This is a genomic window from Streptococcus sp. SR1, assembly GCF_000526075.1.
GTDB classification, from domain to species: Bacteria; Bacillota; Bacilli; order Lactobacillales; family Streptococcaceae; genus Streptococcus; species Streptococcus halitosis.
In genome coordinates this window covers 52147-65489 of sequence record NZ_JATR01000002.1, presented here as the reverse complement: position 1 = coordinate 65489, position 13343 = coordinate 52147, and the positions used below count along the sequence as shown (strand labels likewise).

At 39.0% G+C, this 13343-nt stretch carries 8 protein-coding genes; 1 reads left to right on the top strand and 7 read right to left on the bottom strand.

Annotation, left to right across the window (positions count from 1 at the left end; genetic code table 11):
- Window positions 1-115 precede the first annotated feature (115 nt).
- From HMPREF1518_RS00395 to HMPREF1518_RS00370, 6 genes are all read right to left on the bottom strand, one after another.
- Window positions 116-3160, bottom strand: coding sequence for a type I restriction endonuclease subunit R (locus HMPREF1518_RS00395; RefSeq protein WP_033583437.1), 3045 nt, complete (start codon window positions 3158-3160; stop codon window positions 116-118).
- A gap of 54 nt (window positions 3161-3214) precedes the next feature.
- Window positions 3215-5122, bottom strand: a complete 1908-nt coding sequence (locus HMPREF1518_RS00390; RefSeq protein ID WP_081730770.1) for a restriction endonuclease subunit S — start codon at window positions 5120-5122, stop codon at window positions 3215-3217.
- Window positions 5122-6126 carry a virulence RhuM family protein gene (locus HMPREF1518_RS00385; protein ID WP_033583436.1) on the bottom strand — a complete coding sequence of 335 codons (1005 nt, stop codon included), beginning with the start codon at window positions 6124-6126 and terminating at the stop codon, window positions 5122-5124. The genes HMPREF1518_RS00390 and HMPREF1518_RS00385 overlap by 1 nt, the downstream gene beginning before the upstream one ends.
- Complete coding sequence (locus tag HMPREF1518_RS00380; protein WP_033583435.1) at window positions 6119-7687, bottom strand: type I restriction-modification system subunit M; 1569 nt, start codon at window positions 7685-7687, stop codon at window positions 6119-6121. The genes HMPREF1518_RS00385 and HMPREF1518_RS00380 overlap by 8 nt, the downstream gene beginning before the upstream one ends.
- A gap of 106 nt (window positions 7688-7793) precedes the next feature.
- Complete coding sequence (locus HMPREF1518_RS00375) at window positions 7794-8936, bottom strand: AbiH family protein (RefSeq protein ID WP_033583434.1); 1143 nt, start codon at window positions 8934-8936, stop codon at window positions 7794-7796.
- A gap of 50 nt (window positions 8937-8986) precedes the next feature.
- The gene (locus HMPREF1518_RS00370) at window positions 8987-11620 is read right to left on the bottom strand and encodes a DEAD/DEAH box helicase family protein (RefSeq protein WP_033583527.1); all 2634 of its coding nucleotides are present in this window, start codon (window positions 11618-11620) and stop codon (window positions 8987-8989) included.
- A 135-nt stretch (window positions 11621-11755) separates the two neighbouring features.
- On the opposite strand from HMPREF1518_RS00370, the gene HMPREF1518_RS00365 reads away from it, so the two are divergent.
- Window positions 11756-12373, top strand: coding sequence for a TVP38/TMEM64 family protein (locus HMPREF1518_RS00365; protein WP_000076176.1), 618 nt, complete (start codon window positions 11756-11758; stop codon window positions 12371-12373).
- Between the two features lie 46 nt (window positions 12374-12419).
- Here HMPREF1518_RS00365 and scrK read toward each other — a convergent pair whose 3' ends face one another.
- The gene (scrK, locus tag HMPREF1518_RS00360) at window positions 12420-13307 is read right to left on the bottom strand and encodes a fructokinase ScrK (protein ID WP_033583433.1); all 888 of its coding nucleotides are present in this window, start codon (window positions 13305-13307) and stop codon (window positions 12420-12422) included.
- Window positions 13308-13343 lie beyond the last annotated feature (36 nt).

Below are 13343 nucleotides of genomic sequence, written 5' to 3'. Positions count from 1 at the left end.
CGTTTCCAGGAAATATGGAAACAAAGTTGTATCTTAAAAATGAGCGAATTATGAGCGGATAAAGAGTGTTTTTTGTAGTTCCCGATTTTTCTAATAAATCATGGTCGACAACCCCTTAAATACCTGAATATGTCTCTACTAACAACTGAATCTTACGTAAAACTTCTTGTTTCTTACGTTCACGAGCTCCGTGTCTACGAGAAATCGGTGGAATAATCGAATCCAAATCAGCTCCACTATTTTCAGCATAACCACGTTGAATAGAACGATCAATGAATAATTGATAATCTTTTACAAGGTTTTCAGACTCTGCCAATTCACGAATAGCGACTGCTTTACGTTCTTTACCATAAGCATAGAATGCATTGATAATCCCATCATGGTCTTTCAATTTTTGCAAATCGGTGTCATTGATAAATCCAATAACCAACTCTTCTTTAGCACGGATATCAATACTAGAACGAATCACACGACTAACTTCTGCTTTCATTACTTCTTTAGACTCAGAATTCTTCGATTTTTCAACAATCAATGCCAAGATATAGTCTAGGTTAATCTCATCAGTTTTTAGTAACTCAATTTCAAATTCGACATCTGAAAGGTCAATCTCTAAATCTTTGGTCTTTTCATAGTTTTTCAGATTTAAGAATTCATCTCGAATTTCCACATAGGCGCTTCTTAAATCCTGAAGATAACCTTCAGAAATAGGTTTGTCGATTTCTTGGAATTCGTCATAATTCCGAAGAACATTATCAAGTTTCAACAACTCGCCAAACAACTTAACAAACTCTTTTTTCTCATGTTCTGTTTCAATTTCTTGCGGATTTGGGAATTTCTCAAGAATTTCCTGACAGACTGCTGTATAGCCTTTTACCTCGATACCTGTTACCTGATCGACAAAACCATCCATGTATTCGCTAAAGCTTTTTTCTAAGATGATTTCAAGTTTGTTTGTATCCCCAAAAACTTTAATAGCTTCTTGCGTAGCCTTTTCTAAATCACGGAAACAAACAATATTCCCAAAAGGTTTAACCTTGTTAAAAATTCGATTGGTTCTCGAGAATGCTTGAATCAAACCATGATAACGAAGGTTTTTATCGACAAAGAGAGTATTCATGGTTGGAGCATCAAATCCAGTCAAGAACATACCCACTACAATCAGCAAATCCACTTCTTTAGACTTAACTCTCTTAGAAAGGTCACGATAGTAATTTTGAAACTCTTTCCCATCAGTTGAGAAGTTAGTCTTGAACATGTGATTATAGTCATCAATCGCTTTTTCCAGAAACTCTTTAGAAGATTGTGGCATGGCTGTATCTTGCGGTTCGAGCTCTTCATCTTGAATTTCCCCATAAGCTGACTGTTCTTCATTTGGTGCGAAGCTAAAGATGGTTGCAACTTTCAAGCGTTTAGCTTCTGGTAAAGTTGCTTGTTGTCGCTGGAGTTCATCATAGTATAACTTAGCAGCTTCAATACTTTGTACAGCTAGCATGGCATTAAATCCAAACAGTTGTTTTTGCTTATGAGTATAATGTTGATTTCGATGCGTTTTGTCATTATAAACTCTCAACAGGTACTCTGTGATGGTTGCTATCCGTTCTGGATGCAAAAGGAGTTCCTTCTCCATCTTTTTGAGTTTCTTCTCATCAAGCTCTTGACCAACTGCTTTTTCTGCTTCTCTATATTTATTGATTTCAGGCTTGATATAGTTATAGTCAACCTTGAACTTCAATACTTTTTTATCTCGAATAGCATCTGTGATAACGTAATTATGAAGTTGTTCTCCAAAAACTTCCTGGGTCGTTTCACCCGTTAAGCTATTTTCTGGGAAAATCGGTGTTCCTGTAAATCCATACAAAGCGTACTGTTTAAAGGCCTTCTTAATCCGCTTCTGCGCCTTCCCAAACTGCGAACGATGACACTCATCAAAAATCAAGACACATTTCTTAGCATAGACTTCATGATTTGGATTTGCTGTGATAAACTTGTTTAACTTTTGAATAGTTGTGACAATGATTCGATCATCATTTTCTTCGATACTTCGTTGGAGTTCTTTTGTATTGTTACTACCATTGACTGAATTTGGCTGGAATTTTTGATACTCCTTCATGGTCTGATAGTCAAGGTCTTTTCTATCAACGACGAATATCACTTTGTCAATGTAGTCCAACTCTGTTGCCAAGCGTGCAGTCTTAAAGCTGGTCAAGGTTTTCCCCGACCCTGTCGTATGCCAGATATAGCCACAAGCATTGATAGAGCCAAAGTTCTTCATTTCATTGGAAGAATGAATCTTGCGCAAGATACTCTCAGTTGCTGCTATCTGATATGGGCGCATGATGAGCAAGGTATTATCAGCATCAAAAACACAATACTTGGTCAAAACTTCTAAGAGGACTCGCTTACTTAAGAAAGTGACAGTAAAGTCCTCGAGGTCATGAATTGTTTTATTTTTGCGGTCCGCCCACTCACAGGTGAACTCATAATGATTTTTATTTTGAGCTGTCGTATTTGCAAAGTAGCGTGTATAAGTGCCATTGGAAATCACAAAAATCTGAATATATTTGTATAAAGAATTTTCACTATTGAAACTTTCCTTACTATATCTATGAATTTGTTCAAAAGCTTCTTTAAGACTAACACCACGTCTTTTCAATTCAATCTGAACTAATGGCAGACCATTCACTAAAATAGTAACATCATAACGATTGGTATGGCTCCCCACCTGAGTCACTTGGTTGATGACCTGCATACTGTTATTGTGAATGTTTTTCTTATCAAGGATGAAAATATTTTTAATCCGCCCATCATCAAAGACAAAGTCATAGATATAATTCTCTTGAATTTTTCGAGTTTTTTCAACTAACCCTTCATTGGGACAATCCAAATACTCTACTACAAAGCGATCCCACTCAGCATTCGTAAATGTTACCTTATTGAGTTTTTCTATTTGCAACTTGGCATTTGCTAAGAGCTCTTCAGGTGTATGAATATTTAGGCGTTCATAGTTAAGATGATTCACCAAATCAGAAATTAACTGATTTTCTAGATCAGCCTCTGACTGATACTCTCTATCCGTACGATACTCTGGTTGATACTCAGCCAAGAGAATCCCTTCATTTGTTTCCGCAACTACTTCATGTACTTTTGAATAATCAACCATAGCATGCTTCCTTTTTTTTTTAATTGAGATCCTATCTCAAAATGATTAAAGAATTTATCTAGTAAAGTTTAATAATTGTTCTCTCCAGTATTCATACTGTTTCTGTCTTAGTTCAATTTCCTCTGGAAGTCCCTCAGAAAGAGAGCTGGTTAGGGTGTTAAAATTATCAAGAATGGAGACAATTTGAGATTGTGTTGATAAAGGAGGTAATATTATTTGAATTTTTGCAAGGTTCTTAGGATAAAGTTCAATTACTTTAGTTCCCAAGACTCTTTTTTTCTTCTGATTTTGGAAATAGCTAGTTCTAAAAAAGTAGGCTAAATATTTACTATTTTGCTCGGTTTTGATTATACATGAATGTCCTCCAATACAAACTTCATCTTTTCCTAACCAAACCAAAGACTTACCAACATCTTCAACATTCTCGGATGTCGTTGCAACAATTAAGTCACCAGTTTTAGCTTTTTGAAGTTTTTTTGATAATTCTAGATTAATAAACGACTTCGTTATATCAGTTTCAATTCCATAGTATGTATATATCTGTCCGTAATGGATACAAGGAACGCCTGCGTCTTGAAAATCTTGTTTCTGAAGCCCATTCCCCCGAATAATGTCTCCTATAGCTCCCAACTCCACTCGGATTGACCCAAATACCCACTGTAAAAGCTTGATAATAGCAGAGTTGTCCCACTCCTCTACTCTACTCTCAGTGTACTCGCCTTCGGCGACGAATGTCAAGAGTTTTTCTCTAAAATATTCATACTGTTTTTGGCGTAGTTCAATCTCCTTGGGCAGTCCAATATTTAAGTCGTTACAAACCATATCGAAGTTGTCTAGAACTTGAACAATACGGGATTGGATTTCGAGGGAGGGGACTGGGATTTTAAAATCTCTAATCATTTTTAAATTTAAACCTCCTCTAGTTCCTTCACCAGAAGAAATATCTCGAAGCTTTTGATATTGTCCTTTTAAATAATAATATAAATAATGACTATTTATATCATCATTTGAAACTATTGAACATAATGATTGATTAGTACACAATTCAACTTTTGTAATAGCCACTGTTCCTCTTGTTTTACCCTGTCCAGCTAAGGCAATAACAACTGTGTCCATTGGAACAACTTTAGTACTGCAACTGTCATAACCTTCTTGAGTAATTTTTTTCTCTGTATCATAAACAAAACCTTTGTTTACTTCTCCTGAGCTCATCCACGGAATAGTTCCATTTTCCCAATACGAAGAATTGGAAGTCCTTGGAGTAGCTCCCGCTAAACATTCCGCCACTTCCCCCAACGTCTTCCACTCAACCTGATAGACCTCATCCTCAAAAGATAAGAGTTTATCTCTATAAAAAGAATATTGCTTTTTACGTGAGGTCAATTCTGAGGTCAATTCTGAGGTCAATTCTGTAACATACCCAGTCATTTTGTCAAGTATTTGCACGATTTTTTCTTGAATTTCTAGAGGGGGAATTGGGATTTTGATTTTTTTCATTTCAGCCATTGAAACACTTTTAACTGTTCCTCCTGCTTTTCGCCTTTCTATTTCCTTTTTAATATTTTCGGACTCAAACAAATACATCAAAAATTTAGAACATATCTGCTCTTTTTTAGGTTTAATAGCATAAACTCCTTCTTTTATATTCCAATTAGTTGGAGTTTTTTCAATTATGGCAACATTTCCTATTGTGCCAGTACCCGTAAAAAGAACATCTCCAATTTCAAGATTAGATCGATTCTGACATAACATCAATCCATCATTATTTATTAAATCTGTCTTTTCAGATGGAACAATTTTATGTCCTCTTATTTCTCTTACAGTAATATAATAATTCGAAGCGTCAGAAGAATTTAATTGAAAAAATTTACGAGGATTTAAACCTGTTTTTATGGAATGTGTCACTTCCCCCAACTCTTTCCACTCAACGGGACAGTTTTGGATGTCTTCTAGGATGTTCATCACTTACCTCCTTCCTTGGCTAGATTTTCAATGCTTTTGATTTCCTTGAGGTAATCTTTTTCAACTTGACTGAGTGTCTTGGCTTGGTAGCTCTTATATTCCTTATCCACCTTCTGCTTCATCTGTTCACGAGAGATCGAACCACTGTTATCCAGCAAGTCTTCTCCAGTAGCCTGAAGGATACGATCTACATGTGTCACCCAGTCCGCCATAGTCATGACTTCCTCTCGCTCTGCCTGTCTTTCAGCGAAGTCTAGATATCCTGATACAAGCTGATTAAGCCCACGGAGTTCCTTTTCTGTCAGATAGTTCTTAGCAACTTTTGCTTCGGATAAAGTAGGGAGGTCTCCCTTAAAAGTGGTTAATCCCATAAACTCCTTTTCACTATCAACACGGTTATAAATGAGTTCACTCGCAGTATTGTGGTGAATGGCATAATGCATCTTGTTTTGCACCGTCGCAAAGAATTTCTTTGCCTCTGGAGAGTTTGCATTGTAGTCACTTGATGTCGCAAAAAGATCTAAAACCTGACGGTAAAAGACTTTTTCACTTGAGCGAATATCTCGGATTCTTTCCAGGAGTTCTTTAAAGTAAGAGCCTCCACCCAAGTTTTTCAAGCGCTCATCATCCATAGCGAAGCCTTTGATCAGATACTCTTTTAAGACTGTCGAAGCATAGTGTCTGAACTGGATTCCACGAGGGGAGCGCACACGATAACCAATCGCTAAAATCATATCGAGATTATAGTAGGCGACTTTTTTTGACTGAGTTTTACCTGCTATTGCACCGTGACGAGTGGTTGTCAACTGATAGTTGACAACCACTGTTTCATCCAATTCACCATCTTCAAAGATAGCCTTGATATGTTTACTAATGTTTTGCTTGGAAGTCTGAAAAAGCTCAGCTAGTTCTTGTTGGGTCAGCCAGACCGTTCCATTATCCAAGTGGAGTTCAATAGCGGACTCCCCGTCATCAGTTCTATAGAGAATCACATCATTAGTCATGGCTCAATTCCTCTACAATCTTATCTATCTCTACACGCAAGTGGTCAATCTTGGCAACAGTCTCAGCGATTTCTTTATTGAGCACATCTATATCAATCTTCTCACGTGTGTCTTCTTGTTCGACATAAGTTGACACAGATAGATTGTAATCCTGCTCTGAACCAATCACATCATTATCAACAAGAGCTGCTTTATAGTCTACACTTTGATAATTAGCGAACAATTCAACAATATGCTCAATATTGCTATCTGTTAAAACATTGTTATTGGTCTCTTTTTTGAACTCTTTACTCGCATCAATAAAGAGTGTTTTATTTTCAAGTTTATTCTTCGCCAGAACTAAAATCGTAGTTGCGATAGAAGTGCCAAAGAAGAGATTATCTGGAAGGGCAATGACTGCTTCAACAAAGTTGTTATCTACCAGATACTGACGAATGGTCTTTTCAGCACCTCCACGATAGAAAATGCCTGGGAAACAAACAATTGCTGCCCTACCTTTATTAGACAAGTGGTTGAGACTATGCATGATAAAGGCAAAGTCAGCTTTTGACTTAGGAGCTAGTTTCCCTGCTGGAGCAAAACGGTCATCGTTTATCAGAGTTGGATCTCCATCTCCCACCCATTTAACAGAATACGGAGGGTTAGAAACGATAGCATCAAAAGGCTTTTCTTCCAGATGCTGAGGATTTAAAAGGGTATCTCCTCGCTTAATATCAAAGTTATTGTAGTTGATATTGTGTAGGAACATATTCATACGAGCCAAGTTATAGTTGGTCATATTGATTTCCTGACCAAAGAAACCATCCTCCAAGATATGGTCTTCGTATTGTTTTTTCATTTGAAGAAGGAGAGAGCCTGAACCACATGTTGGGTCATAGACCTTGTTAATCTTGTTTTTTCCGACCATGACTAGTCGAGCTAACAGTTTAGATACTGTCTGTGGTGTGAAAAATTCACCCCCACTTTTTCCTGCATTACTAGCATAGTTTGAAATCAAGAACTCATAGGCATCACCAAAGGCATCAATGTCATTTTCCTCAAAATTACCAAAGTTAATACTATTGATACCATTAAGAATGTCAGAAAGGCGTTTATTTTTTTCTGGAACAGTTCCACCAAGGATATTGCTTCGTGTGTCCAAGTTATCAAACAAACCTTTGATATCGTCCTCTGATTTGAACCCAATCGCTGACTTCTCAATGTCTTGGAAAATATTAGCTAAGTCTTCGTTTAGATTTTCATTTTGCGAGGCGTTCTTGACGACATTTTCAAATAATTGACTTGGAAGGATAAAGAACCCCTTATCCTCAACTGTCCCTGGTTTGAAATCTTGCTCAGCTTCTTGGTCACTTAAGTCAACATAACGGAATTCTAAATCACCAGCCTCATGCTCCGCACGGTCAAAATAGTCTGCCATGTGCTCTGAAATAAAACGATAGAACAGAATTCCTAGGATATATTGCTTAAAATCCCAACCGTCTACAGCTCCACGAACATCGTCTGCAATCGCCCAAATTTTACGATGCAGCTCCTTGCGTTCTGCATTTTCTTTACTTGCCATTTTTACTTTCCTTAATTAATGTATTATCTTTTCTATTTTATCATATTTCAAGAAAAACCACTCGACCTGACTAGAGCGAGTGGGCTATAAACTATTCTTAACTTTATTAAGGTAGTAGCTCTTTGTTCATACGGTCCTTATCATCACTCTTTACGAATACAATATTCCGTTTACCTGTTAACTCTATCAGTTTTTCCTTCCCAAGGATGATTGCGAGATTCTTAATAATTGAACGTTTAGCTGGTTCATCAAAGTAAGTGTAAATAAATCGATATAGATACTCACCTTTCTCTGCTAATTCAAAACATTTTTGGAATATCTCTTTATCCAGAGGATCTACAGAGTGACCAAAAACAATGATATTTTTAGAAGTAATATAACCCTCAAAATCATTATCAGGAAATTGAATAGTTTGTCTGAAGAATTCTTCAAATTTATTTCCGGTCTCTTTAACAACTCTTTGGTAATACTTCTGATAAGGAATCAAATCACTGTTGACATCATTTTCTTTATCCTCAATTCCAAAGACCATGGTATTGAGCCTATTAAACGTTCTATCTAAATCAATTCGACCATGTATAAAATGAGTTCTTTCTTCAACAGTTCTAAATAGATAACTTGACGTGTTGGTATAATTAAAGTTTAAAACATAAGAACTTAATAAATGAGGTACTGCATCTAAAGCTGTTGGTCTTGCTTCAATCCCTCGAACTTCAAAATCTAAATAATCTATATATGACAGATAGATTTCTAACAATTCAATCAATAGATCAAGTTGCCTGATAAATTTACTATTTAATTTTTCAAGTGTAACTTCTCTTTCCAAAGAATCCCAGCCTTCCTCTTTATAAAAGGAAATAAAGCTTCTTGCAACAAATACTTTTGAACTATAATTATTTTCACTTACTAATTTATCTTCAAGTACCCAAAATTGATTTGCAGGAGCAATTTGAAATAGCAAATCACTCTTCTCCTTAAAATACATTATTGCATCTGCAAGTTGAGAAATCATGGTTTCAAGATTTGACCAATTATCCCCAAGGGTATCTTTATTCTCATTAATAAATTTCAAATACAAATTATCCTTATATTTCTCAATCCTTATATTTTTAACTTTTAGGAACTCCAGTAACTCCTCATTTGGATTAGAGAATAATTGTTTTTCAAAGTAAATAAAATTGGTATACTTTGTTTTTCGCCCCATTGCAATATCAAAACCATTACCTAAAATTAAAATTGTATCTGCCATATTTTCTCCCTTTGCTTTTTTATTTTCTAGAGGGGTATATTTTACCTCCCCTACTCCAACTGGCTTTTAACCTTCTTCTTAGTCAAGATACGGTCATTTTTGTTAGAGAGAGCTTTGATACGAGCTTCGAGAAGGATTTTCCGTCCGGTCTCTGTTCGTGTGTAGATCAGGTGATAGCGTCCGATAGTTGGCGTCAGAAAGTCAAGGAATTTCTGCGCTTCTTCCTTGCGCTTATCAAAAAGGCTTGGCACGGCATAGTAAGGTGACTGACCTTGTCGGACTTTCTCTGCCTTCAAGAGATAGCGCTGATTGTCCACTGGTGCAAAGAACTCTCCCACAGTCTGTGCAAACAGCTCCTTGTCCCTCATGCTTCCTCCCTTGAGATAGGCAAAAACCATATAGTTGTCCTTGTCCTCCTCTACCTGAACACGGGATTGATCGTCTATTAGATGCCCCGAATCTAGCAGAGCCTTTCGGATCTGCTCACCAAGGAATTGCATACGCCTATAGGGGCTTTTATAGAGGAGATAGCGTGATGTAGCAAAAGCTAGAAAGAGGAGACAGGCTGCCGTAAGCCACCAAACTCTAATCAGTCTCAATCTAAACAACAAGAGCAATAAATCCACTGCTAGGAGCAACAAAGACATGCGAACCCATTTTAATGCATCAAACTGGAGCATGATTGGAATTTTCTGTTGTTGAGCAGCGACTTCAGTGACAATCTCAAATCGATCTGCCACTACGAGAGCATCTTGCCATTTTTTGCGCAAGCCTGCTCGATCCTTGGAGAGACTCTTAACTCGCTCATTATACTCGCTGATTTGCTTTTTCCTAAAGGGGGGCTTGGGAAAATCCAAACGATCCAAACCGGTCTCAATACTCTCCTGATTATAGGCCAAGCCAAGAAAATGCTCCATCCGTCGCGACAAGGTCTGCAGATCCTGATTGCTCTCTGGTCTAGGCTCCTCACCAGGAAGAGTGATAAGTGCTTGCGCTTGAACGGCTACCAGATGCCAGATGTTACTGGTCTTTTCTGGATGTCCCGGCCAGATACGAATGGCACGGCCACGCATCTGGTTACTTAGCATAAAGCTCCCCACAAAGCTTCCGAGTATTAGGGAATTAACACAAGGAGCATCCCAACCCTCTCCGAGGAGAGATTTGGTCCCGACTAGGACTTGAATCCGCCCTCGTTGAAAAAGCTCCGTCACTGCCGCTACAATACCCTTAGCAGTACTAGGGAATCCCACCAGCACATAATCCTCTTGGTCTAACTGACCAAGAGACGAAAAACTAAGATGAACCTGAGGCAAGAGTTCCTTCAACTCTGCTGCCACATTGGTGGGAAGAATAACGATACTCCCTGACAAGACAGCCAAAGATACAGCTATCTCTTGCTCCTGAGCTTTGCGACGAATGCTTTCAAAATAAGGGAGAACCCCCAACTGAGAAATGGTTGCCTGATTATCTCCCAGATAGGTGGCAAAATCCTTGCGAATATAATCCGCCAAGACGAGTTGTCGCAAATCTTGTCCCATACTCTTATACTCAGTCAGAAAAATATCTGCAATACCAGACAATTTCCCCAAAGACTGATTTAAAATCTTGTCCTTAGACTTGGACTTGACTAGAGAAACCTGTCGCTGTTCGATCAACCCCCGTGCTTTTAACTCCGATTCTAACTTTTCCCTAAATCCATTTGAATCCTCGTACCAATCTGGAGTTTGATAGAGAACGCTCTGCAACAACAGCTCGAGCCAGTAGGAGTTCACCTGAGGCAGACGTTTCGCCCCCAAAAGATTCTCTAAAGAGTCAGGAATGGTCAAGCCTTGAGAATGCATATAGATCAAAATAGCCGACAAGTACTTAGGGTCTTCTAATAGAACATCGGATGAAATATCTCCTTTGAGTACCTTCGAACCTGATACTAGAGCTTGAAAGTCAGGATTGACCAAAAGCTGATGGATATACTCCCACTTTCTATCTTCAAACTGCCTGAGGTGTTCTGACTCTTCAGCTGTTGGTGAACAGATATAAACAAAATCCTGATGAGGGCAGAGGGTGTCTTCCTTGACTAGTTCAGGTACCGTGATTTCTTGGTCAATTTCCCCACACATTCGGATATAGCGTTCCCAGAGTTCAGGTTCGCTGTCATAAGGTGGTGTCGCTGTCAGGGAGATGACTTGCAACTGTCCATACTGCTTGCGAAAGACTTCCAGACTTTTCCACCATTCATTGCGCAGGTGGTGGCATTCGTCCAAGCAAAGAGTAGCAACTTTCTGAGCTCTTAGACTTGCAAGCAAATCAAACCCCACAAAATCCTCTGCTTCTCCATCTTCTTGTGATTGCAATTGGTTCATGGCGCTATGAAAAGCCTGATATGTCACAATCGTTAATGCCTTCATCTCCTTTAAGTTTTGGGAAACGAGATCTGAAATCTTCTGTTCGTTCTCTAAAAAGGCTGTTTGGATCCTATCTACCCATTGTTCACGAATGGTGACAGTTGGAACCAAGACAAGGGCTGGGTTGCCAAAACGAGCGATCAGCTCGATACCAATGGTGGTCTTGCCGGACCCTGGTGCCGCCACTAGGTGAACATGGCCATCTGTTTGATAGTTCTGAAAACGATCTAAGACTTCCTTTTGGTACTTTCTCCATCCTCCTTTAAATTTTAAATCTAACATTTCTTTCACCATTATATCTCTTGACTTACTCCTTTAATTGTACCACACTTATATAAAAAGCAAGATAAGGAATCAAATTAGTCTTTATAAGAAAAATATGGTATAGTAGAACCATACTATCTATGAGGAGTTTACATGTCACAGGATAAGCAAATGAAAGCTGTTTCTCCCCTTCTACAGCAAGTCATCAATATCTCATCTATCGTCGGGGGAGTCGGCACCTTGATTTTCTGTATTTGGGCCTATCAGGCGGGTGTTTTACAATCAAAGGAAACCCTATCGGCCTTTATCCAGCAAGCTGGGGTTTGGGGGCCACCACTCTTTATCTTTTTACAGATCCTACAAACCGTCGTTCCGATCATTCCGGGAGCTTTGACCTCAGTGGCTGGGGTCTTTATTTACGGCCACATCATCGGAACCATCTACAACTATATCGGCATCGTGATTGGCTGTGCCATTATCTTTTACCTGGTACGCCTCTATGGAGCTGCCTTTGTCCAGTCCGTCGTCAGCAAGCGCACCTATGACAAGTACATCGGTTGGCTAGATAAGGGCAATCGTTTCGAGCGGTTCTTTATCTTTATGATGATCTGGCCTGTTAGCCCAGCTGACTTTCTCTGCATGCTGGCTGCCCTTACCAAGATGACCTTCAAACGCTATATGATTATCATCATTTTGACCAAGCCCTTTACCCTAGTGGTTTATACTTATGGTTTGACCTATATTATTGATTTCTTCTGGCAGATGTTTTGAGAATAGAAACATCCGTTTGGTTGCCCAAGCGGATGTTTTCTTTGTTTTATTTTGCGACACTCTTAGCAAGGACAAAGTTTCCAAGTGTTGCGGAACCATTGCCAGCAACTGCTGGAGTCACGATGTAGTCACGCACGTCTGGTACTGGTAGGTAACCATTTAGAAGAGCTGTAAATTTCTCACGCACACGGTCCAGCATGTGTTGTTGGGCCATAACCCCACCACCAAAGACGATCACATCTGGACGGAACGTCACGGTAGCATTGACCGCAGCCTGAGCGATATAGTAGGCTTGGACGTCCCAGACAGAACTGTTGAGTTCGATGTTTTCACCACGAATACCTGTACGAGCTTCTAAACTTGGTCCAGCCGCAAAGCCTTCCAAACAACCCTTATGGAAAGGACAGACGCCGTTAAATTCTTTTTCTACATCCATTGGGTGTTTAGCCACATAGTAGTGACCCATCTCAGGGTGACCGACACCACCGATAAACTCACCACGTTGGATAACACCTGCACCGATCCCTGTACCGATCGTGTAGTAAACCAAGTTTTCGATACGACCACCAGCATTGTTACGAGCAACCACTTCACCATAGGCAGAGCTGTTCACGTCTGTGGTGAAATACATGGGTACGTTGAGGGAGCGGCGAAGGGCACCAAGTAGGTCTACATTTGCCCAATGAGGTTTTGGAGTCGTTGTGATAAAACCATAGGTTTTTGAGTTTTTGTCGATATCGATAGGACCAAAGGAACCGATGGCAAGACCTGCAAGATTATCGAATTTTGAAAAGAATTCGATGGTTTTATCGATCGTCTCGATAGGAGTTGTTGTAGGAAACTGTGTTTTTTCTACAATGTTAAAATTTTCATCTCCGACAGCACAGACAAACTTTGTACCGCCCGCTTCTAAGCTTCCATATAATTTTGTCATGATAAACCTCTTATCTTTGTTTTCTCTATTATAGCA

Excerpts from the sequence above, each read along its gene's own strand:
- HMPREF1518_RS00385 (WP_033583436.1), bottom strand. The coding sequence starts at position 6,126 with ATGACTAATGATGTGATTCTCTATAGAACTGATGACGGGGAGTCCGCT.
- HMPREF1518_RS00370 (WP_033583527.1), bottom strand. The coding sequence starts at position 11,620 with ATGTTAGATTTAAAATTTAAAGGAGGATGGAGAAAGTACCAAAAGGAA.
- HMPREF1518_RS00395 (WP_033583437.1), bottom strand. The coding sequence starts at position 3,160 with ATGGTTGATTATTCAAAAGTACATGAAGTAGTTGCGGAAACAAATGAA.
- HMPREF1518_RS00390 (WP_081730770.1), bottom strand. The coding sequence starts at position 5,122 with ATGAACATCCTAGAAGACATCCAAAACTGTCCCGTTGAGTGGAAAGAG.
- HMPREF1518_RS00375 (WP_033583434.1), bottom strand. The coding sequence starts at position 8,936 with ATGGCAGATACAATTTTAATTTTAGGTAATGGTTTTGATATTGCAATG.
- scrK (WP_033583433.1), bottom strand. The coding sequence starts at position 13,307 with ATGACAAAATTATATGGAAGCTTAGAAGCGGGCGGTACAAAGTTTGTC.
- HMPREF1518_RS00380 (WP_033583435.1), bottom strand. The coding sequence starts at position 7,687 with ATGGCAAGTAAAGAAAATGCAGAACGCAAGGAGCTGCATCGTAAAATT.
- HMPREF1518_RS00365 (WP_000076176.1), top strand. The coding sequence starts at position 11,756 with ATGTCACAGGATAAGCAAATGAAAGCTGTTTCTCCCCTTCTACAGCAA.